General features: G+C 67.1%; 19 protein-coding genes. 11 read left to right on the top strand and 8 right to left on the bottom strand.

Features of this window, described 5'->3' with window-relative positions; all coding sequences use genetic code 11:
* The first annotated feature begins 10 nt into the window (after nt 1–10).
* The 4 genes from QCE69_RS30305 to QCE69_RS30290 all read left to right on the top strand — a co-directional run bounded on the left by QCE69_RS30305 (nt 11) and on the right by QCE69_RS30290 (nt 5,006).
* Nucleotides 11–1,264 (top strand): efflux RND transporter periplasmic adaptor subunit, encoded by a 1,254-nt coding sequence (locus tag QCE69_RS30305; protein WP_309926040.1) that lies wholly within the window; start codon nt 11–13, stop codon nt 1,262–1,264.
* The gene (locus QCE69_RS30300; protein WP_309934615.1) at nt 1,261–2,724 is read left to right on the top strand and encodes an efflux transporter outer membrane subunit; all 1,464 of its coding nucleotides are present in this window, start codon (nt 1,261–1,263) and stop codon (nt 2,722–2,724) included. Before QCE69_RS30305 ends, QCE69_RS30300 begins: the two co-directional genes overlap by 4 nt.
* A gap of 96 nt (nt 2,725–2,820) precedes the next feature.
* Nucleotides 2,821–3,534 carry a heavy metal response regulator transcription factor gene (locus QCE69_RS30295; protein ID WP_309819829.1) on the top strand — a complete coding sequence of 238 codons (714 nt, stop codon included), beginning with the start codon at nt 2,821–2,823 and terminating at the stop codon, nt 3,532–3,534.
* Nucleotides 3,531–5,006: a heavy metal sensor histidine kinase gene (locus QCE69_RS30290; RefSeq protein ID WP_309934614.1), complete on the top strand. Its 1,476-nt coding sequence runs from the start codon at nt 3,531–3,533 to the stop codon at nt 5,004–5,006. Before QCE69_RS30295 ends, QCE69_RS30290 begins: the two co-directional genes overlap by 4 nt.
* 14 nt (nt 5,007–5,020) lie before the next feature.
* Here the strand turns inward: QCE69_RS30290 and QCE69_RS30285 are convergent, their stop codons facing one another.
* The 8 genes from QCE69_RS30285 to QCE69_RS30250 all read right to left on the bottom strand — a co-directional run bounded on the left by QCE69_RS30285 (nt 5,021) and on the right by QCE69_RS30250 (nt 12,662).
* The gene (locus QCE69_RS30285) at nt 5,021–5,641 is read right to left on the bottom strand and encodes a hypothetical protein (protein ID WP_309934613.1); all 621 of its coding nucleotides are present in this window, start codon (nt 5,639–5,641) and stop codon (nt 5,021–5,023) included.
* 138 nt (nt 5,642–5,779) lie between these two features.
* Complete coding sequence (locus QCE69_RS30280; RefSeq protein WP_309926036.1) at nt 5,780–6,802, bottom strand: hypothetical protein; 1,023 nt, start codon at nt 6,800–6,802, stop codon at nt 5,780–5,782.
* A 159-nt stretch (nt 6,803–6,961) separates the two neighbouring features.
* On the bottom strand, nt 6,962–7,309 hold the full coding sequence (locus QCE69_RS30275) for a hypothetical protein (RefSeq protein ID WP_309926035.1): 348 nt from the start codon (nt 7,307–7,309) through the stop codon (nt 6,962–6,964).
* A 118-nt stretch (nt 7,310–7,427) separates the two neighbouring features.
* Complete coding sequence (locus QCE69_RS30270; RefSeq protein WP_309926034.1) at nt 7,428–7,775, bottom strand: hypothetical protein; 348 nt, start codon at nt 7,773–7,775, stop codon at nt 7,428–7,430.
* A 176-nt stretch (nt 7,776–7,951) separates the two neighbouring features.
* Nucleotides 7,952–8,098, bottom strand: coding sequence for a hypothetical protein (locus QCE69_RS30265; RefSeq protein WP_309926033.1), 147 nt, complete (start codon nt 8,096–8,098; stop codon nt 7,952–7,954).
* Between the two features lie 307 nt (nt 8,099–8,405).
* A complete protein-coding gene (gene nirD / locus QCE69_RS30260) occupies nt 8,406–8,750 on the bottom strand; it encodes a nitrite reductase small subunit NirD (RefSeq protein ID WP_309926032.1) in 345 nt (114 codons plus the stop codon).
* A gap of 25 nt (nt 8,751–8,775) precedes the next feature.
* Nucleotides 8,776–11,316, bottom strand: a complete 2,541-nt coding sequence (nirB, locus tag QCE69_RS30255) for a nitrite reductase large subunit NirB (protein ID WP_309934611.1) — start codon at nt 11,314–11,316, stop codon at nt 8,776–8,778.
* A 20-nt stretch (nt 11,317–11,336) separates the two neighbouring features.
* Nucleotides 11,337–12,662, bottom strand: coding sequence for an MFS transporter (locus QCE69_RS30250; protein WP_309819814.1), 1,326 nt, complete (start codon nt 12,660–12,662; stop codon nt 11,337–11,339).
* Nucleotides 12,663–13,287: 625 nt separating this feature from the next.
* On the opposite strand from QCE69_RS30250, the gene cobA reads away from it, so the two are divergent.
* The 7 genes from cobA (at nt 13,288) to QCE69_RS30215 (ending at nt 22,006) form a co-directional block, all read left to right on the top strand.
* The gene (gene cobA / locus QCE69_RS30245) at nt 13,288–14,046 is read left to right on the top strand and encodes a uroporphyrinogen-III C-methyltransferase (protein ID WP_309934609.1); all 759 of its coding nucleotides are present in this window, start codon (nt 13,288–13,290) and stop codon (nt 14,044–14,046) included.
* Nucleotides 14,047–14,142: 96 nt separating this feature from the next.
* On the top strand, nt 14,143–14,718 hold the full coding sequence (locus tag QCE69_RS30240) for an ANTAR domain-containing protein (RefSeq protein ID WP_309934607.1): 576 nt from the start codon (nt 14,143–14,145) through the stop codon (nt 14,716–14,718).
* Nucleotides 14,719–14,742: 24 nt separating this feature from the next.
* Nucleotides 14,743–15,873, top strand: a complete 1,131-nt coding sequence (locus tag QCE69_RS30235) for a CmpA/NrtA family ABC transporter substrate-binding protein (protein ID WP_309934605.1) — start codon at nt 14,743–14,745, stop codon at nt 15,871–15,873.
* 52 nt (nt 15,874–15,925) lie between these two features.
* Nucleotides 15,926–16,411: an adenosine-specific kinase gene (locus QCE69_RS30230; RefSeq protein ID WP_309819806.1), complete on the top strand. Its 486-nt coding sequence runs from the start codon at nt 15,926–15,928 to the stop codon at nt 16,409–16,411.
* Between the two features lie 370 nt (nt 16,412–16,781).
* Entirely contained in the window at nt 16,782–17,366 is a 585-nt protein-coding gene (locus tag QCE69_RS30225) for a DUF2760 domain-containing protein (protein ID WP_309934604.1), read from the top strand.
* Between the two features lie 5 nt (nt 17,367–17,371).
* A complete protein-coding gene (locus tag QCE69_RS30220) occupies nt 17,372–19,249 on the top strand; it encodes an Hsp70 family protein (protein ID WP_309935412.1) in 1,878 nt (625 codons plus the stop codon).
* A complete protein-coding gene (locus tag QCE69_RS30215; protein ID WP_309934602.1) occupies nt 19,250–22,006 on the top strand; it encodes an Hsp70 family protein in 2,757 nt (918 codons plus the stop codon).
* Nucleotides 22,007–22,092 lie beyond the last annotated feature (86 nt).

Raw genomic sequence — 22,092 nt, 5'->3', positions numbered from 1 at the left:
GATCACGAACATGACCGAAAAGAACCACGCCTCGCTTGCGATTCCCGCGCGCGACTCCGACGAAGGGCCCGCGCTGCCGCCGCGCCATGCCGAATGGAAGCGCGCCAAGCTTGCGCTCGTCATCGTGCTCGCGCTGCTGGCGATCGGCGCCGCGCGCACCGTCGTCACGGACATGGTGCACAACCGCTCCATCGCCACGCGCACGCAGCAGAACGCGCAGCAGTACGTAAACGTGGTGCAGCCCTCGCACACCGACAGCGGCGCTGAAACCACCTTGCCGGGCACGCTGCGCGGCTTCGTCGAATCGCCGATCTATGCACGCGCCACCGGTTATCTGCTGCACTGGTATGTCGATATCGGCGCACGCGTGAAGCAAGGCCAGCTGCTCGCCGATCTCGATACGCCCGAGATCGACCAGGAACTCGCGCAGGCCGTCGCGCAGCGCGACCAGACCTCATCGAGCCTCGGTCTTGCAAAGAGTTCGCTGGATCGCTGGCAGCAGTTGCGTCAGCGCGATGCGGTCTCGCAACAGGAACTCGATGAACGTCAAAGCACCTACAACCAGGACGTCGCGAATCTCGCCGCCGCCGACGCCAACGTGAAGCGCCTGCGCCAGCTCGAATCGTTCAAGCGCATCGTCGCGCCGTTCGCGGGCGTGGTCACGCAGCGCAACGTCGATGTCGGCGATCTCATCGATGCCGGCAGCGGCACGAGCCGCGCGCTCTTCGCGCTGGCGCAGTCCGATCCGCTGCGCGTGTTCGTGCAGTTGCCGCAGGCCTATGCGCAGAACGTCTCCGTCGGACAGGACGCCACCGTCACGCAGGCGGAACTGCCGGGCGAGAAATTCCACGGCAAGATCACGCATGTGTCGGGCGCCATCGATGTGCCTACCCGTTCGCTGCAAATCGAAGTGACGCTGCCCAATCCCGACGGCCGCCTGCGGCCCGGCGCCTATGTGCAGGTCGCGCTGCCGGCGGCCGCGCATGCCCGTCTGCTGGTGCCGGGCAATGCGCTGCTGTTCCGTTCCGAAGGGCCGCGCGTCGCTGTGGTCGATGCAAACGGGCACGTGCAATTGCGCAAGATCGTGATCGCGCAGGATCTCGGGCAATCGCTGGAAATCGAGAGCGGGATCGAGCCGAGCGACAAGATCATCATCAACCCGAGTGACTCCATTGCGGACGGCGATCACGTGGTCATCGCGCCGCAGCAGAAGCAAGGACAGCCGGGTCAGCAGGCCGCGTCGGGAACGAAGGCTGCATCATGAAAGCGCTGCTCGGCCTCACGCTTGTTTCCCTGCTCGCGGCCTGCACGGTCGGTCCCGACTACCGGCGCGCCGACGCCGACACGCCGCCCACCTGGAAGACCGATTCCTACTGGCGCGTGGGCGAACCGTCGCATGCGCCGCTCGCGCCCGACTGGTGGCAAGGCTTCGACGATGCCACGCTGAACGCGCTCGAAACCCAGGCGCTCGCGCAGAACCAGACGCTCGCCGCCGCCAGCGCGCACTACGCGCAGGCACGCGCGACACTCGCGCAAACGGGCGCGCTCGCGCTGCCCGAGGTCGATCTCGGCGCGAACGCATCGCGCCTGCGCATCTCGAAGAATCGTCCGGTCAACAACTACAACACGCCGAACGCCACCACCGTGCAGAACGACCTGAAGCTCGCGCCGACGGTCAATTACGACATCGATCTGTTCGGGCGCATCCGCCGTGAAGTGGAAAGCGCGCGGGCCTCGGCGGATCAATTGGGCGACGACCTGGCGAACGCGCGTCTCGTGCTCACCACCGACCTCGCCAGCAGCTACTTCTCGCTGCGCGAACTCGATGCCGAGCTCGACGTGCTGAATCGCTCGGTCGCGCTGCAAAAGAAGGCGCTCGATTATGTGCAGGCGCAACACGATCTGGGCGCGGTGTCGGGTCTCGACGTGCTCCAGCAACAGGCGCTGCTCGACCAGACGCGCGTGCAGGCTCAATTGCTGTTGACCCAGCGGGCGCAGTACGAGCACGCCATCGCGGCGCTCGTCGGCACGCCCGCGCCGCAGTTCTCGATCGCGCCCGATCTCGCCATGCATCCGCTGCCGGCCATTCCGCTCGGTCTGCCGAGCGACATCCTGCAACGCAGGCCTGACGTCGCCTCCGCTGAACGCGCGATGGCTGCGGCCAACGCGCAGATCGGCGTCGCGCGCGCGGCGTTCTTCCCGAGCCTGACGCTGAACGGCACGGTCGGCTGGGAAAGCACCGCGCTCGCCAGCCTCGTCTCCGCGCCGAGCCTGCTATGGACCATCGGCACGATGGCGAGCCAGGTCGTGTTCGATGGCGGGCGCCGCTCCGCTGCCGTCGACTTCGCCAATGAAGGCTATGTTGCGGCGGTCGCGAATTACCGGCAGACGGTATTGGGCGCGTTCCAGCAGGTGCAGGACGGCATCGTCGGACTGTCGGTGCTGGATGGCGCGGCGAAGCAGTCGCACGCGGCGGTCAACGACGCGCAGCGTCTGCTCTCGCTGGCGAACGACCGCTATTCAGGCGGCCTGGTCGCGTATCTCGACGTCATCACCGCACAGCAACAATTGCTCACGAGCGAGCGCCAGGACGTGCAGATCCAGGGCCAGCAACGCACGACTTCAGTGGCGCTGGTCAAGGCACTGGGCGGCGGCTGGGACACACGCGCTGCACCAGACGACGAAGCAATGGCTGCAACGCACGGCAACACGCCCGCGCAGTGACTTGAAAGAAGACGTAAGCAGGATGATCGCGAGGCTCGTATAGTTACCGCTACAACAAGACATGAACACTGAACAGAACCCTCACAGGTGCCCGGCATGAAAGTCCTGATAGTCGAAGACGAACACAAGGTGGTGGATTACCTGCGCTCGGGCCTGACCGAGCAGGGCTGGGTCGTCGACGTCGCCATGGATGGCGAGGAAGGCACCCATCTCGCCATCGAATACGACTACGACGTGGTCGTGCTCGACGTCATGCTGCCGCGCCGCGACGGCTTCGCCGTGCTGAAGGCGCTGCGCTTGCAGAAGTCGACGCCGGTCATCATGCTGACCGCGCGGGATCACATCAACGACCGCGTGCGCGGCCTGCGCGAAGGCGCGGACGATTACCTGACCAAGCCGTTTTCGTTCCTGGAACTCGTCGAGCGGCTGCATGCGCTGGCGCGCCGCACGCGCGCGCAGGAATCCACGCTCATTTCCGTCGGCGATCTGTACGTGGACCTGATCGGCCGCCGCGCCACCCGCGACGGCGTGCGCCTCGATCTCACCGCCAAGGAGTTCCAGCTGCTGTCGGTGCTGGCGCGCCGCCACGGCGACATCCTGTCGAAGACCGCGATCACCGAACTCGTCTGGGAAGTCGATTTCGAAAGTCATACGAACGTCGTGGAAACGGCCATCAAGCGCCTGCGCGCCAAACTCGACGGCCCGTTCCGCACCAAACTCCTGCACACCGTGCGCGGCATGGGCTATGTGCTCGAAGTGCGCGAAGCCCGCGACCTGCGTGAAACCCGGGAAGATGCGAGACCATCATGAACATGCCGTGGGCGTCGTCGCCGTCTGAACCACGCGCGCACCGCTCCATCTCGCGGCGGCTCGCCGTGATGTTCGCGCTCGTCGCGCTGTTCGTGTTCGCGCTCGTCGGGTCGGGGCTGTTTCTCGTGCTGCGCATGCAGCTGGAGCAGCATCTGCGCGACTCGCTCGACAATCGTGCGGAAGTGGCCCGGCTCATCGTCGCGCACGTGTCGAATCCGGACAAGTGGAAGATCGCCCGAGAGAAGCTCGCGGACATCACGCCGCGCGACGGCTCCACGCTGTTCGCCGTCACCAGCAACGACCCGCGTTTCGAATACGGCGCGCCGCCCGCGGGCCGCGTCATCAAGCAGGTGATGGGCGGCTACGTACACTTCCGTCCGGCCGACCGCGCCTACGACATGCTGATGACCACGCTGACCATTCCGCCCAATGTGGACCGGCCGCCGCTGCAGCTGTTCGTCGCCATCGACTGTTCTCCGAACGTCCACACCATGCGCGCCTTCGGTCTGGCGCTCGCCGCGCTGATGGCGCTCGCCACGGTCGCGGTCCTGCTGCTGAGCTATTCGGTGGCGCGCCTCGGGCTTGCGCCGCTCACACGCCTGTCGCGCGATGCGCAGACGCTGAGCCCGAACAACCGCTCGCAGCGCCTCAATACGCGCGCACTGCCCATGGAACTCGACGATCTCGCGAAGTCCTTCAACGGCGCGCTCGAACGTCTGGATCACGCCTACGGCCGGCTCGAATCCTTCAATGCCGATGTCGCGCATGAACTGCGCACGCCAGTGACCATTCTGATCGGACAGACGGAAGTGGCGCTGACGCGCGACCGTTCAATCGATGAACTGCGCCACACGCTGCAATCCAATCTCGAAGAATTCGAGCGCGTGCGCGCCATCATCAACGACATGCTGTTCCTCGCCCGCGCGGACCAGGGCGAACGCGCCACCGGGCTCGTGGAGGTATCGCTGGCGGCGGAGATCAATCGCACGCTCGAATTCCTGGAGATTCCGCTCGAAGAAGCGCACGTCAGCGCAGTGGCAAGCGGCGACGCGCGCGCATTCGTCAATACATCGCTGTTCGGACGCGCGTTGTCGAATCTCGTGATGAACGCAATCCAGCATTGCGCGCCGGGCGCGACGATTGCCGTATCCGTCGTGCGCGAACACGGACGGATTCGCATTGCGGTGGCCAATCCGGGCGACCCAATTGCGCCGCACGTGATGGAACATCTGTTCGACCGCTTTTATCGCGCGGAGAGTTCGCGCACCAACAGCCGTGAGAATCACGGCCTGGGGCTCGCCATCGTGAAGGCGGTGGCCGAGATGCATCGCGGCACTGTGGCGGCCACGAGCGCGGGCGGCATCAATACCTTCTCATTCTCGGTCGCGCGCTTCGGCAGCGAGCCGCGCACCACGCACGACATGGCGTTGCCGGTGCCGCCGGTGGCCGAGAGCAAATCGACCGCGACCTGAGTCTCATCGGCATTTCACTGGCAGAAATATTCGTCCGATGCCGCGACCGGCGCATCTGCCGTCGCCGGCTTGAAGTGGCTGTAGCGCCGATAAGTCTTGCCGTTCACCGTCACGGATTCCGCCGACTCCATCTCTCCCGCGCTCGCGCCGGATGCCGCTGCAATCGCGCTGCTGTGCGCTTCCACCTTGCCGTTGCTCCACGAGCTTGCCTGGTTCGACATGTCCATGCTGCTCTGCGCCGAGATCTGCGCCGTCACCGGATTGCCGAATGACTGCATTTCCATCGATGCATCCGGCGTCTTGTAGCCCCATTTCGACGTGAGCGTGCTCATGTCGATTACCTGCGGCTTCCAGCCGATCACCTTCGCGCCGATTGCGAGCGGCGACAACTCCAGCGCGACGATCTGCGTGCCGCGCCGCGCAACCAGCAGACACGTGCCACCCGACGTCTGCAACGGCACATAACCACTCGACGGCAACAACGCAAGCGCCTGCGCATTGGGCATCGCCTGCACGCCGGCCGGGTTCGCGGCCCACACCACGCCCGCGCTCGTCTGGGCGTGCGCGGGCGGCATCGTCGCGAGCATCGAGCCTGCCGTGAGCGCGATGGCCGCCGCTATCTTCTGACTCTTCATCGCATGCCTCAGCGGGAAAACGAGGGTTGGCTCTCCGGGAACCCTACAACGAGCCAACCCTTGAAAGGATGAGACGCTCATGCAACGCGAAGCGTCTCCTGCTTCACTGCACCACCTTGCCGGCGAACCGGCGCTGCGTCACTGCATCAGCGCGACTTCGATCTTCTCACCGATGGGCGAGCTCGCCACTTCGACGCCATTGCCGGCGACATCGGCCTTGTCGTGACCGCGCTCCGCCACCGGCGACGGCTGCACAGCCTGCTTCGCCGATGCCGGCGCGGGCTGCTTCACCTCGGGCGCGTCCTGCGTCTTCATGCTGACTTCAGGATGATTCGCGGCGGTGACCGGCAGGCCGAGGCGTGCGCGAACCAGCGGGTCGCGGTATTTCTCGTCGTCCGACAGCACGGCGTCTTCGCCCGACTTCGCCAGCGGCTTCGTCGTGCCCGGGCACAGATGGCCGGTGGCTTCGACAGCGCGGCGGTTCGAATCGCTCTGGCACAGCAGCGCGAGCGCGACATCGGTCAGGCCCATCGCGCGGAACTCGCGGGCGTCGAGGCGGCGTACGCACGCCTGGTCGACCATCGTCGTGCCGCCGGTGGCGCCGAAGCCGGTGATCGAGAGGCCGAAGCTTGCCGAGCCCATGCAGGTATCGGAGAGCGTCGTGGTGAGCGCGGGCGCGGCGATGGACGGCGTCGTGCGCACCGAGTACGAGCTCTGGTTGTAGTCCACCGTGGCGCGTGTGTCATAGGCGCTGGAACCCGGCGTCGAGGCCTTGCCGGTCGCGTCGATGCCGTTCGCAGAACCACTGGTGCCGCTCGTGCCGCTGCCGGCCGCACCCGTCGATGACGAGCTGGAGTTGGTCAGCGAGGGCATGGTCAGCGAGATGTTCACGTTCGACGAACCGCCCGTGGCCGACGAACGGCCGCCGTTCGCCGTCGCCACGCCGAGGCCGCCGACGGAAGAGGAATTCGAGGTGGTGCTGGCGGTCGAATTGGCCGACGTGCCGATGTTGTTCAGGCTCGATCCGCCGCCCTGGCCGATGCCGGTGGACGTGGACCCCGACACCGAGCCCGACGACGAGTTGGCCGTGGTATCGGCATGAGCGAGTTGCGCGGCGCAAAACAGAACCGCACAGGCCAGTTGCACAGTGGTCTTGTTCATTATGGTTCTCCGGAAGGAAGGGGGCGCCGTGAGCGTGGCGGTCCCGTGACACGATCTGGTTTTATTGTTATCGGCTGGGGCAAAGGACGCGTCTTGCGCTCTCGTGGCGCGTCACGACGCGGCCTTTGCCTGGCGGGTGAGCCGTGGCTCGTGACCCGCTTAGCGCCAGCCGCCGCCCAGCTTGCTCCAGGCGTTCGCGGCTGCATCCGCGCCGGACAGGCCGCCTGCCTGCGACGAGCCGTGGCCGAAGCCGCCGACCGTCGACGTGTTGCTGTGGCTGGTCGTCGCGTTGGTCATGTTGCCGGTGACGCCATACATGCCGCCCGCGACCGACTGGGCGTTGCCGTTGGCCGTGCCGTAGTCGGTGGCGGTGAAGCGGCCGAAGCCCGAGACGGAAGCCGAGGTCGAACCGCCCGAGGTCGAGCTCGAGGTGGAATTCGTGGTCGTGGCCATGGCGGCGACGGAGACAAAAGAGAGCAGTGCGGCAGCGATCAGAGTGCGTTTCATGATGGACCTTCCTTGTTGACGGAGTGAAATTGGAATCAGTTGTCGTTACATCTGTTTGCTTCATGCGGTGACGGGAAAACGGAGCCTTCAGGCGGCATCCGCCGTCCGTCGCCGTGGCTCAATGCCAGCCGCCGCCGAGCTTGCTCCAGGCATTCGCTGCGGCATCCGCGCCCGACACGCCCTTCGCCGACGAACCGCCGAAGCCCGCGCCGCCCACCGACGAATTGTTGATGTGGCCGGTCGTCGCGTTGGTTGCGTTGCCCGTGACGCCGAAGCCCGTGCCGGCCAGCGCCGAGGCGTTGCCGTTGGCGATGCCCGAGTTGGTGGCCGTGAAGGCGCCGAAGCCGTGCACGGCGGCTGCCGTGCTGCCGCCCGACGTCGAGCTGGAGCTGGAATTCGTGCCCGTGGCGAAGGCGGCAGCGGACACGAGCGACAGGATGGCGGCTGCGATCAGTTTGCGTTGCATGGTGATGTCTCCTGGTTTTGGCGCACGTTTTTATCCAGCTACATCGACGCCGATATGTAGCGGGCACAGCAAATCCATTTAGTTAGGCATCCTGTTTCACAGGCTTGCTTCGAATCTGCCCGGTCGATCCGGGCGATGTCGCAAGCGGGTGAATCAGGAAGCGCCGGAGCGCGTGTTCAGCGTGGGTACGGGCTGGTCACGGCGCGCGCTTCCGGCAAGCGAAAGCGGCGCTCTTGAAGGCGTGGCGGACGGTGGCCGTCCGTGAAGCGGAGCGCGGCGCGCAGGCCTTCCGCTTCTTGTGCTTGTTGTTGGTCGTTCTTCATCGCAATCCCCGTATCACCTTTTTGGTGATGTTTCCAGGCGTTTGGTCTTGAACTGAGTGCCTGTGTTTTGAGTGACTGTAAGGAAAATGAACGGCAATAAGCGTGGGAAAGCCAACACTCGACCTCACGTCCTTCCAGATCGTGAGAAATTGAGTGGCCCAGCGCTCATTTGTAGGAGGTATGCAGACAGAAACGCCCTGTTTTCAGGGGTTTCCACGGAGGCGTGCGCGTTGCGCGCAGTAGCGTAGAGCAGCTTCACAGCGCCGGGCGGCGCTGTGTCATGCAATGAAAGCGAACTGCAGATGGGTCAGGCGGCGACCCACACCTTGCCGCCCGCCACCTTCACGCGATACGCGCTGACCGAAAGCTCGGGCGTCTCGAGGCATTCGCCTGTCTGGAGGTCGAAATGCTGCTTGTAGATCGGCGAGGCCACGACGATGCGCTCGCCGACGCTGCCCACGATGCCGCGCGACAACACCGCCGCCTGCGAATGCGGATCGTAGTTGTCGATTGCGTAGACATGCGCCTCTTCGCCCGCGAGATGGAAAACCGCGACCTGCGCGCCCTTTACGAGCGCGCAGACGCCCGTGTCCGGCACGATGTCGTCGAGTTCGCACACGGCAGTCCAGTCCTGTTCGATGCGGTCGTTCATGTTGATCTCCTTGCGTTTCAATGGGTCAGACGGTCTCGACAACCACGGGGATGTCAGCGAGCCTCGACTTGCGTTCATCCGGCGTGGCGGGCCGGATCTGGCCGCGTGCCTCGACGAAGGTCACGTTGACATCGGCGGCGTCGCTGTTGACGAAGTGACGGAAGCGCTTGCGCGTCTGCGGATCCGTCACGGCCTTCTTCCATTCGTCCTCGTAGGTATCCACGACGAGCTGCATCTCCGCTTCCAGCTCCGCTGCAATGTCGAGCTTGTCGTTGACGACCACATCGATGAGATAGTCGAGGCCGCCTTCGAGGTTGTCGCGCCAGACGCTGGTGCGTTGCAGGCGGTCGGCGGTGCGCACGTAGAACATCAGGAAGCGGTCGATGTAACGCACGAGCGTTGCGTGGTCCATGTCCGACGCGAGCAGTTCGGCATGGCGCGGCTTCATGCCGCCGTTGCCGCACACGTAGAGGTTCCAACCCTTCTCCGTCGCGATCACGCCGACGTCCTTGCCTTGCGCTTCAGCGCATTCACGCGTGCAGCCCGACACGCCGAACTTGATCTTGTGCGGCGTGCGCAGGCCCTTGTAGCGATTTTCCAGTTCGATCGCGAGGCCGACCGAATCGCCGACGCCATAGCGGCACCACGTCGAGCCGACACACGACTTGACCGTGCGCAGCGCCTTGCCGTAAGCATGTCCCGACTCGAAGCCCGCCGCGATCAATGCTTCCCAGATGAACGGCAACTGCTCGACGCGCGCGCCGAACATGTCGACCCGCTGGCCGCCGGTGATCTTCGTATAGAGGCCATACTGCTTCGCGATCTGCCCCACCGCGATCAGGCCATCGGGCGTGACCTCGCCGCCCGGCATGCGAGGCACGACGCTATACGTGCCGTCGCGCTGGATGTTGGCGAGGTAGTAATCGTTGGAATCCTGCAGGCTCGCGTGTTCCTTCTTCAGCACGAACTCGTTCCAGCAGGACGCGAGAATGTTGGCGACGACCGGCTTGCAGATATCGCAGCCGCGTCCCTTGCCGTGCTTCGCGAGCAGCGCGGCGAAAGTGCGATGTCCTTCCACGCGCGCGATGTGATACAGCTCCTGGCGCGAATACGGGAAGTGTTCGCAGAGGTGATTGTTGACTGCAAGACCTTGCCGCTTCATCTCCGACTTCATCACCTGCGTGACGAGCGGCACGCAGCCGCCGCAAGTCGCGCCTGCCTTGCACGACGACTTGACCGCGCCGATGCTGGTCGCGCCCGCGCATACCGCAGCGCAGATCTCGGCCTTGCTCACGTTGTTGCACGAGCAGATCTGCGCGCCGTCCGGCAGCGCTTCCACGCCAAGCGCGGGTTTCGCGCGGCCGTCGCTCGAAGGCAGGATCAGGAATTCGGGCGCCTCGGGCAGCTCGATCCGGTTGAGCATCATCTGCAACAGCGTGCCATATTCCGCGGCATCGCCCACCATGACCGCGCCGTGCAGGAACTTGCCGCAATCGGACACGACGATCTTCTTGTAGACCTGTTTGCGCTCGTCGCTGTACTGGTAGGTGCGGCTGCCCGGCGTCTTGCCGTGCGCATCGCCGATGCTCGCCACGTCCACGCCCATCAGCTTGAGCTTCGTGCTCATGTCCGCACCGGCGAAGGCGGCCTCGATGCCCAGGATCTGCTTCGCGACGATGCGCGCCATGTCGTAACCCGGCGCCACGAGCCCGAACAACTGCCCTTTCCACAGCGCGCATTCGCCGATCGCGTAGATGTCCGCATCGCTGGTGCGGCAGGCGTCGTCGATCGCGATGCCGCCGCGCGCGCCAATCTCCAGCCCCGCCGCGCGCGCGATGTCGTCACGCGGACGAATGCCCGCCGAGAACACGATCATGTCGGTGTCGAGATGCGTGTCGTCGGCGAAGTTCATGCGGTTCGCCGCGCCTTCGCCCTCGACGATCGCCAGCGTGTTCTTGCCCGTATGCACGGTGACGCCGAGTTCCTCGATCTTGCCGCGCAGCATGCGGCCGCCGCCTTCGTCGACCTGCACTGCCATCAGGCGCGGCGCGAATTCCACGACGTGGGTCTGCAAGCCCATGTCGCGCAGCGCCTTGGCCGCTTCCAGTCCGAGCAGGCCGCCGCCGACTACCGTGCCGGTCTTCGAATGCGCGCCGAAGGCCTGCATCGCTTCGAGGTCCTCGATGGTGCGGTACACGAAGCAGCCCGCGCGATCGCGTCCTTCGACCGGCGGCACGAACGGGTACGAACCCGTCGCGAGCACGAGCTTGTCGTAGGCGAGGACTTCACCGGTCGAGGCAGTCACGGTGCGCGCCGTGCGATCGATTGCTACAGCGCGTGCATTCAGCTTGAGCGCGTAACCCGAACGCTCGAAGAAGCCTTCCTCGACCAGCGAGAGATCATCCGCGCTCTTGCCCGTGAAGAATTTCGTGAGATGCACGCGGTCATACGCGGCGCGCGGCTCTTCGCACAGCACGGTGACCTGCACGGCATCGTTGCCGCTTTCGGCAAGCGCTTCGAGAAATTTGTGGCCGACCATGCCGTGGCCGATGACGACGATTTTCATGACGGGGGACCTTGTTGTTCTCAGTTCGCGACGACGTTGTTGGCTGCAAGCGCGTGTTCGCGCAGCGCGGCTTCGCGCGCCTTGTGTTCGGGCGAGAAGCGCACGGCCAGCGCGCACAGCGCCGTGCCGGCGACGATCACGCCGAGCATCGAAAGCGTGGCCTGGGCGCTGCCGAGGCCCTTCATCAGGAAGCCCGCCGCGACCGCGCCGACATTGCCGCCCGCGCCGATCACGCCGGCCACGCCGCCGAGCGCCTTGCGGTCGATGAACGGCACCAGCGCGTAGGTCGCGCCGCAGGCCATGTGCGTGAAGAGGCCGAAGGCGAGCATCGAGATCACGGCGAGCGCGACGCCCGGCGCATGCGCGAAGGCAAACAGCCCGATCCCTTCGCCCGCGATCAGCACGAACAGCAGCGTGGAGCGCACGTCGAGACCGCGCCGCGCGGCCACCTTGTCCGAGAGCCAGCCGCCGAGCGCGCGGGCGAACAGCGCGAGCAGGCCGAAGCTGCCCGCCGCCAGACCCGCTTCGCCGAGGGTGAGATGAAAGCGGTCGACGTAATACACCGCGGCCATGTTGTGAATGAACACTTCGACGCCGAAGCACGCGCCATACGTGACGAACAGCATCCACACGCGATAGTTCGAGCACGCGGCGAGGAAGCTTTGCCAGCCGCCCTTCTTGCCGCCGTCGATGGCGATGCCCGCGCGGCGCAGTTCGACGAAGTCGCCTTGCGGGCAGTCCTGCGTATAGCGCCAGTAGAAGAACGCCATGACCGGCATCGCGAGACCGGGCACCAGCAGCGCGATGCGCCACGACGACGCAGCACCCGCACCGAGCGCGATGGCCGCCGCCACCAGCAGCGGCACGACGGCCTGCGCTGCGCCTGCGCCGGCGTTGCCCCAGCCCGCGGTCGTCGCGTTCGCGGTGCCGACCACGTTCGGCGCGAACATCACCGACGTGTGGTACTGCGTGATGACGAAGCTCGCGCCTACCGCGCCGATGGCAAGACGGCACCACAGGAAGCTGTCGTAACCGGTGGAGAGCGCCGCGCCGATCACCGGCGCCGCGCCTGCGACGAGCAACACGCTATAGACCCGGCGCGGACCGAAGCGGTCGCACATTGGGCCGATCACGAGCCGCACGAGAATCGTCACGGCCACGGCCGCGATGTTGATGTTGGCGACCTGATCGGCGCTGAGACCGTACTCGCGCTTGATGAGCGGCATCAGCGGCGCGCACGCGAACCACGCGAAGAAGCACACGAAAAACGCCATCCAGGTGAGATGGAAGGCGCGCATCGGCACGCTGCGCATGCTGAAGAGATCGATCCGGGTGGCTTTGTCCATCGTCTAACCGCCAAAAAAAGAAAGGCGTCCCGCGCATTCAGCCGGTAAGCCGATGCGGGGGACGCCGTTGTCCGATGCCCGCACGGTGTTCACCTGCGGGCGCTGTAATCGAGACGGATCGCCGTTGATCCGATGGCAAGCCATAAGGCAAGGGCTATGCCATCGGCGGCGGAATCGGCTGCAAAGCCTTGCTGGGCATGGCTGTGCGCGGCATGACCGGAGCCTTCGCGAAGACCCGGCGCAGCGCGCTTTCGATGCAGGCGGGCACAGCGCTGGTGCGGCGCAGCACTGATGCCGTGCGGGCCGCTGCATCGACACGCAGCGCTGCTTGCTTATGTGTACCGTCTGGTTATCTTTTTTAACCACCCGGTGAACACGCACCGTTCACACAGAGCAGGCATGCATGCGCCGAAACGGTGCTCGTCCAGTGCGCCGCGCACAAGGCGGGTGCCGAAATCCGGTTGAATGTGGCATGGCCTGCTACTTGCATTGACTCATGCAGCGCCGCGCGCAACGACGTGCGCGGCACACGAATCCATGAGAGCAAGGACAATGGCGTCCCTTCGTGCACCGGCACGAGCGGACGCCATTTGTTTTTGCGCTTCAGTCGAAAGAGGACATCAAGATGAACACCGCGAAAGGGAAAGTCACCTTGCTGAGCGCAGGTCCCGGCGATCTCGACCTGCTGACGCTGCGCGCCGCCCGCGCGCTCGCCGCCGCCGACGTCCTGCTGCTCGACGACCTCGCCAATCCGGACATCGTCTCGCTCGCGCCGCAAGCGCGCGTGATCCGCGTGGGCAAGCGCGGCGGCTGCCGCTCCACGCCGCAGGCCTTCATCGAGCGGCTGATGCAGCGCCATGCACGCAGAGGCCTGCACGTTGTGCGCGTCAAGGGCGGCGATGCCTTGCTCTTCGGCCGCGCCGGCGAAGAGATCGCGGCGCTGCGCGAAGCGGGCATCGCGGTGGAGATCGTCAACGGCGTGTCGTCGGGCTTCGCGGCGGCGGCCGGACTCGGCATCTCGCTTACGCATCGCGATCATTGCCAGGGCGTCACTTTCGTCACCGCGCATCTGCAGGATCATCGCCAGCCGGACTGGCAGGCGCTTGCCGCCACCGGCACCACGCTCGCCATCTACATGGGCATGAGCCGCATGGCGAGCATCGCGGCGGCGCTGCGCAAGGCGCTGCCCGCGAGCACGCCCGCCGCCGTCGTGCAGCACGCGGGCTCGGCGCAGGAACGGCGTCTCGTCACCACGCTCGGCCGTCTCGCCGATGACGCCGCCGCAGCAGGCCTCGGCAGCCCGGCCGTGATCCTGATCGGCGGCGCGATCGGCGAGGCGGTCGAATTCGCCGTTCACGCCCAAGGCTTCGCGCATGCTGCCTGATGCGGGTTCTCAAACGGCGGGCGGCGCGTTAAAGTCGTTGAAGTCTCCGCGGCCGCCATCGCCGTTCCTCGCATGACCCCGTCTCCCGCTTCCCGCATGCTGCGCGTTCTCCTCGTCACCGACACCGACAAGCCCATCGGCGACCTGCGCGAGCAGCTCGCGCGCATGGGCTATGACATGCTCGCCGAAGTCGCCGCGCCCTCGGCGCTGCATGCGGCTGTCGAGAGTCAGAAACCCGATGTCGTCATCATCGATACCGACTCGCCGTCGCGCGACACGCTCGAACAGCTTGCCGTGATGAACAAGGCGGCGCCCCGCCCCGTGCTGATGTTCAGCAACGACGCCGACCAGCAATTCATCCGCGCGGCCGTGGGCGCGGGCGTCACGGCCTATTCGGTCGAAGGACTCGCGAGCGCGCGTCTTGCGCCGATCATCGAGGTCGCGCTCGCGCGTTTCGCCCATGAAGAACAATTGCGCCTGCGGCTCGCGCAAGTGGAAAACGAACTGGAGCAGCGCAAGGTCATCGACCGCGCCAAGCGCCTGCTGATGGACAAGCGCAGCATGTCCGAGAACGACGCCTACGCCGCGCTGCGCAAGCGCGCCATGGATCAGGGCGTGAAGGTCGCGGAAATCGCGCGCCAGCTGCTCGCCATGGCCGACCTGCTGCGCTGACCGATACAGCATTCAAGAACCATCATGAACCCGCCCGACACCCCTCTCTCCACGCCCGAACGCACGCATCTGCGGCTCGGTTTCGTTGCGCTCTCCGATGCCGCCCCGCTCGCCGTCGCCGCGTTGCGCGAACTCGGCGCGCGTCATGGCATCACGCTCGAACTGTGCCGCCAGCCGTCGTGGGCCGCCGTGCGCGACAAGCTGCTCTCCGGCGAACTCGATGCCGCCCACGCGCTCTATGGCCTCGTGTATGGCGTGCAGCTGGGCATCGGCGGACCGCAGGCGGACATGGCCGTGCTGATGGTGCTCAACCGCAACGGCCAGGCCATCACGCTGTCGCGCGCGCTCGCCGATGCAATCGAAGACGGCGCAAGCATCAAGCAAGCGTTACAGGCACTTGGCCGTCCGCCCGTCATCGCGCAGACCTTTCCGACCGGCACCCACGCGATGTGGCTCTACTACTGGCTCGCGGCGCACGGCCTGCATCCGCTGCGCGACGTGCGCAGCGTGGTGATTCCGCCGCCGCGCATGGCCGACGCGCTCGCGGCCGGCGAACTCGACGGCTTCTGCGCGGGCGAGCCGTGGCACGCGGTGGCCGAGGCGCACGGCGCGGGCCGCACGGTGGCCTATACGAGCGAGATCTGGCCGGACCATCCGGAAAAGGTGCTGGCGTGCCGGCGCGATTTCGCCGCGCTGTATCCGAACACGGCGCGCGCGCTGGTGCGCACGATGCTCGACGCCTGCGCCTGGCTCGATGCGCCCGCGCACCGCACGGAGATCGCGGAGGCGCTGGCCTCGGCGTCACTGCTGGATGTGCCGCGCGGGTTGATCGAGGCGCGTCTCTCGGTGGCCCATGGCGGCGATGCGCACGCGCTGCCCGTGCGTTTCTTCGATGGCGGCGCGGTCAACTATCCGCGCCTCTCGGACGGCCAGTGGTTCATCACGCAGTACCGGCGCTGGGGCATGCTGGACAGCGCCCCCGACGACGCCGCCCTCGCCGCGGCCGTCAACCAGACCGCGCTGTATCGCGAGGCGGCGCAGGCGGCCGGCATCGCGATACCGGGCGAGCGGCGCGCCGCCACCTTCTGCGACGGCCGCGTGTGGGACGGCGGCGACAGCGCGGCGTATCTCGCGGGCTTCGAAATCCGCGCGTGAGCGGCGCCGGAGCGCCTACCATGGAAGTTCCTGCGCGCACGGGAGACACGCCATGGAACTGCTCGCGATCGGCATCGACAAGCCCGAGAACACGAATTTCATCCTCGGCCAGTCGCATTTCATCAAGACGGTCGAGGACCTGCACGAGGCACTGGTCGGCGCGGTGCCCGGCATCCGCTTCGGACTCGCGTTCTGCGAGGCATCGGGCAAGCGGCTCGTGCGCACGTCGGGGACCGACGAAAATCTCGTCGATCTGGCTGCGCGCAACGCGCTGACCATCGGCGCGGGACACAGCTTCATCATCATGCTCGGCGATGGTTTCTTTCCGGTGAACGTGCTCAACGCCGTCAAGGCGGTGCCCGAGGTTTGCCGGATCGTCTGCGCGAGCGCCAATCCCACCCAGGTGCTGGTCGCGCAGACGGATCAGGGGCGCGGCATCGTCGGCGTGGTGGACGGCCTGCCGCCGCTCGGCGTGGAAGCGGAGCAGGACGTGCAATGGCGCAAGGACCTGCTGCGCCAGATCGGCTACAAGCTCTGACCTGCCGGCGTTCGAAAAGCCCCGCCGCGCCTTGACTTGGCCGCGCAAATCGCGAGAATGAGGCCCGCCGTTGCAGCCCAAGGCGTCTCGCGCGCCTGCGCGTTCAGGCGCGTTTTTCCGGCCGGGGCGCGACATCATGGAAAATAGCGGAATTCGCTGAACGCACCACGCGCGCGTTTGCCAGGTTTCCCGCGTTGTCCCTTGCTTCGTCCCGTCGTCTTCGCAGCGAAGGCATGCCGACTGCTCGCGCAGGCGCACGGAGCACGAACCTGCGGGCATTCCGGCACCTTTCGCCCAACGGCACCCAACACCGGCCACCCGCGCCGCCCGAGGATCGGAGTCGTCCTCGCGCGGCCTACAGGAGCATCACATGACCGACATGAACCCAGGCTTTTTCGGCAGGATCGGCATTGCCTTCGGCGCCTTCTTCGGCGTCTTGGGCAACGCCGCGTTCGCCGGCCGCGTGCAGCGCCTGCGCGACGCACCCCATGCGCCCGAAGCGGCACCCGCCGCCCCGCAGCCGCCGAAGCCCGCCGCCGCGCCGGTGCAGCCCGCGCCGTCCGCGCTGAAGGAAGCCAGCCCGGTCGCCGCGCTCCAGTTGCTCGCGCTGCTGCAACGCGACGCGCGCTTCGTCGATTTCGTCGAGGAAGACATCGCCAAATACAGCGACGCCGATATCGGCGCTGCCGCCCGCCTCGTGCACGACGGCTGCCGCGCCGTGTTGCGTGAGCACTTCACGATCAACCCCGTGCGCAGCGAAGCTGAAGGCAGCCGCATCACGCTGCAGGAAGGCTTCGACGCGGCAGCCGTGCGCCTGACCGGCAATGTCGTCGGCCGCGCGCCGTTCAGCGGCAGCATCAGCCATCGCGGCTGGAAGGTCGAGGACACGCGCCTGCCGAAGCTGGCGCCGTCCCATGATGCGAGCATCGTTGCGCCGGCGGAGGTGGAACTGTGAGCGATATGAACGAAACGCGCGCCCGCTATTCGATCGGCGTCGATCTCGGCACGACGCACTGCGCGCTCTCCTACGTCGACATGAGCGCCAGCGACGGCGAAAAGACCGCGCAAGGCGTGCTGCCGGTCGCGCAGCTGACCGCGCCCGGCGCCGCCGAAGAACGCGAGCTGCTGCCCTCCTTTCTCTACCTGCCGCACGAAAACGAACTCGCGCCCGGCGACATGACGCTGCCGTGGACGCAGGAACGCCGCTTCATCGTCGGCGAACTGGCGCGCAGCCGGGGCGCGGGCACGCCCATCCGCCTCGTCTCCAGCGCAAAAAGCTGGCTGTGCCATCCGGGCGTCGATCGCCGCGCGGCCATCCTGCCCGCCGATGCCCCCGAGGAAGTCGAGCGCGTGTCGCCGCTGGAAAGCTCGGTGCGCTATCTGACGCACCTGCGGGAAGCGTGGAACCATCAGCATCCGGACGCGCCGTTCGGCCAGCAGGACGTCACCGTGACGATCCCCGCGTCCTTCGATCCCGCCGCGCGCGAACTCACCGCCGAAGCCGCGGCGGCCGCCGGCTATACGCGCATGACGCTGCTCGAAGAGCCGCAGGCCGCGCTCTACAGCTGGATCCAGAAGTCGGCGGGCGGCTGGCGCAAGCAGGTGAAGGTCGGCGACGTGATCCTCGTGGTCGATGTCGGCGGCGGCACGACCGATCTCTCGCTGATCGCCGTGGTCGAGCGTGAAGGCAATCTTGAACTGCATCGCGTCGCGGTCGGCGAGCACATCCTGCTCGGCGGCGACAACATGGACCTCGCGCTCGCGCATACCGTCGCCCGGAAGCTGGCGGCGCAGGGCACGCAGCCCGATCCGTGGCAGTTGCGCGCGCTCACCTACGCCTGCCGTTCGGCCAAGGAAACCCTGCTCTCCGATCCCGCCGCCGACGCCGTGCCGCTCGTCGTGCCGAGCCGCGGCTCGAAGCTGATCGGCGGTTCGCTGCGCACCGAACTCACGCGCGCCGAGCTGACCCAGATCCTGCTCGAAGGCTTCTTCCCGCAAGTCGACGCCGCGGCGCGTCCCGTGTCGCGCGCACGTGTCGGCCTGACGCAACTCGGCCTGCCCTATGCGCAGGACGCCGCCGTCACGCGTCATCTGGCGGCTTTCCTCGGCCGTCAGGTGAATGCGCTTGCCGAAGTCGAAGGGCTCCGGCGCGAGGCGCCGCAGGGCGCGACGATGCTCCATCCGACCGTCGTCCTGTTCAATGGCGGCGTGTTCAAGTCGCCGCTGCTGGTGGACCGCGTGATGGCCACGCTCAATCAGTGGCTCGCCGCCGAAAACGCGCCCGCCGCACGCCTGCTCGAAGGCGCGGACCTCGACCTCGCGGTCGCGCGCGGCGCGGCCTATTACGGCTACGTCCGGCATGGCCGCGGCGTGCGGATTCGCGGCGGCACGGCGCGCGCGTACTACGTGGCGATCGAATCGGCGATGCCCGCCGTGCCCGGCCTCGAACCGCCGGTGCAGGCGCTGTGCGTCGCGCCGTTCGGCATGGAGGAAGGCACCGACGCCGCGTTGCCCGCGCAGGAATTCGGTCTCGTCGTCGGCGAGCCGGTGCATTTCCGCTTCTTCGGCTCATCGGTGCGGCGCCAGGACCAGGTCGGCACGCTGCTCGATTTCTGGCAGCCCGACGAGCTCCAGGAACTCGAAGAGATCGAGGCCTCGCTGCCGTCGGAAGGCCGCACGCCCGGCGAAGTCGTGCCGGTCAAGCTGCACGCCCGCGTGACCGAGGCGGGCACGCTCGAACTCGAAGCGATTCCGCGCGGTTCGTCGGAACGCTGGAAGGTGGAGTTCGACGTGCGCGGCGGTCCGAACGCCAGCGTCGATCAGGGCATGGGCCTGTAAGTGTCCCGTTTCAGCGTCGGCATCGATCTCGGCACGAGCAATACGGTCGTCGCGTATGCGGCGGCCGGCTCGGACGAGGTGCGCGTGTTCGGCATCGACCAGCTCGTCGCTCCGGGCGAGATCGCGGCGCTGCCGCTGCTGCCGTCGCTGCGCTATCACTACGCGCCGGGCGAGCTTCGCAGCGAAGACCTGCACCTGCCGTGGGGCGAGATGGAAGCGGCCGCGGTCATCGGCCAGTTTGCCCGCAAGCTCGGCGCGCAGGCGCCGGGACGGCTCGTGTCGAGCGCGAAGAGCTGGTTGTCGCACGGCGCCGTGGATCGCCTCGCGCCCATTCTGCCGTGGGGCGCGGGCGACGATGTCGAGAAGATCTCGCCGGTGATCGCCAGCGCGAGCTATCTGGCGCACGTGCACGCCGCGTGGAACGAGCGCTTTCCGGACGCGCCGCTCGACGCCCAGGACGTGGTGCTGACCGTGCCCGCCTCGTTCGACGAAGGCGCGCGCGCCCTCACGCTCGAAGCGGCGCGCATGGCGGGGCTGACCTCGCTGCGCCTGCTGGAGGAACCGCAGGCCGCGTTCTATGACTGGCTGTTCCATCATCGAGCGACGCTTGGTGATGAACTTGCACAGACACGCCTCGTGCTGATCGTCGACGTGGGCGGCGGCACGACCGACCTCACGCTGATCCAGGTCGCGATGCAGGACGGCGAGCCGGTGTTGACGCGCGTCGGCGTGGGCAACCATCTGATGCTCGGCGGCGACAACATGGACCTGGCGCTCGCCCATCTCGTCGAAAGGCGGCTGACGGGCGATACCGCGCGGCTTTCGGCGGCGCGCATGGCGGAACTGGTCGAACGCTGCCGGGCCGCCAAGGAACAACTGCTCGGCAAGGACGCGCCCGCGTCCGTCGCGGTGACGCTGCTGGGCGCGGGCTCGAAGCTGATCGGCGGGGCGCGTTCCGTCGAGATCACGCGCGACGAGATCGGGCAGATCATCGTCGATGGCTTCTTCCCGCAAGTCACCGCGAGCGACCGGCCGGGGCGTGGACGCGGCGGTCTGGTGGAATTCGGCTTGCCCTATGCAAGCGATCCGGCCATCACGCGGCACGTCGCGGCCTTTCTCGGCCAGCACGCGGGCGAGGCGCGCAAGGCGCTCGACCTGCCCGCCGACGCCCTCGCCATTCCCGACACGCTGCTGCTGAACGGCGGCGTGTTCCGCGCCGGGCCGCTGTCGCGGCGCATCGCCCGGACGCTGTCGGACTGGCGCGGCGCGTCGGTCAACGTGCTTGAAAACGCCGATCCCGATGTGGCCGTTGCGCGCGGCGCCGTCGCCTATGCGCTGGCGCGCTCGGGGCATGCGCCGAAGATCGGCGGCGGCTCGGCGCGCAGCTTCTTCCTGTTGCTCGACAACGCGCCCGACAGCACGCGCGGCGTCTGCGTGCTGCCGCGCGGCACCGAGGAAGACCAGCCGGTGCATCTCGCCGATCGCACCTTCGCGCTGACGCTCGGCGCGCCGGTGCGGTTCCACCTGGCGTCGTCGGTGGCGGAGACGGCCTGGCAGGCGGGCGAACTTGCGGACCTCGGCGCATCGGCCGACTTCGTGCGGCTGCCGCCGATCGCCACCGTCGTCGATGCGCACGCCGGCGACCCGGCCCGCCCCCGTGACACCGCCGTGCAGCTGACGACCTCGCTGACCGAAGTGGGCACGCTGGAGATGCACTGCATCGCCGTCGATGACCCGTCGAAACGCTGGCGGCTCGAATTCCAGCTGCGCCATGAGACGGCGCCGGCCGAGCCGGCGGGCGCGGTCACGCATCCGGCGCTGCCGAAGGCTGTCGAACTGATCGACCGCACCTTTGGCGCGCGTTCGCAGGACGTCGGCCCGAAGGAAGTGAAGCGCCTGCGTGCGCAGCTCGAACACGCGCTCGGCACGCGCGATACCTGGGACATCGCCCTGCTGCGCGAGCTCTTCGGCGCGTTGTTCGAGCGCGCGAAGAAGCGCCGGCGCAGCGCCGATCACGAACGCCTGTGGCTCAACCTGACGGGCTCCTGCATGCGGCCGGGCTTCGGCCATCCGCTCGACGACTGGCGCGTCGAGCAGCTATGGACGCTGTTTGACCAGGGCATCCAGTACAGCAACGAAAGCCAGATCTGGTCGGAGTGGTGGACGCTGTGGCGGCGCGCGGCCGGCGGGCTGTCCGAAGCGGCCCAGCTGCGGTTGCTGGACGACATGGCCTTCGTGCTCCAGCCGCCCGGCACGAGCCGTTACCGCCGTGCGGCGGGTGCGGCGCGCGCGGGCTACGAGGACATGGTGCGGCTCGCGGCGTCGCTCGAACGCGTGCCGGTGGAACGCAAGATCGAGGTCGGCGAATGGCTGCTCACGCGGCTGAAGAAGCCTTCCGAGAACATCCAGAGCTGGTGGGCGCTGGGGCGGATCGGCGCGCGCCAGCCGTTCTACGGCAGCGCGCACGGCGTGGTGCCGCCCGATGTCGCTGCACACTGGCTGGACGCCCTGCTCGCGCTCGACTGGAAGAAGGTCGATCCCGCCGCGTTCGCCGCCGTGCAGATCGCCCGCATGACTGGCGACCGCTCGCGCGATCTCCCCGACGAGACGCGCGCCGCCGTCATGCAGCGTCTCGAAGCGATGAACGCGGCGCAGTCGTGGATCGCGATGGTCCGCGAGACGGTGGATCTGGATCGCGCGGACGAAGGCCGTGTGTTCGGCGAGACGCTGCCGGCAGGGCTCAAGCTGCTTCGTTGAACTGCTTCGTTGAACCGCTTCGGTGGGAGCAAGACCGAAATGCTTCGTCATCAGAAGCGTTTTCAGCCGCGCCAGGTCTTGAATAG

The organism is Caballeronia sp. LZ032 (genome assembly GCF_031451315.1).
GTDB lineage: Bacteria > Pseudomonadota > Gammaproteobacteria > Burkholderiales > Burkholderiaceae > Caballeronia.
Note: the sequence above shows the minus strand (reverse complement) of the source record. Positions and strands in the feature narration are given on the sequence as shown.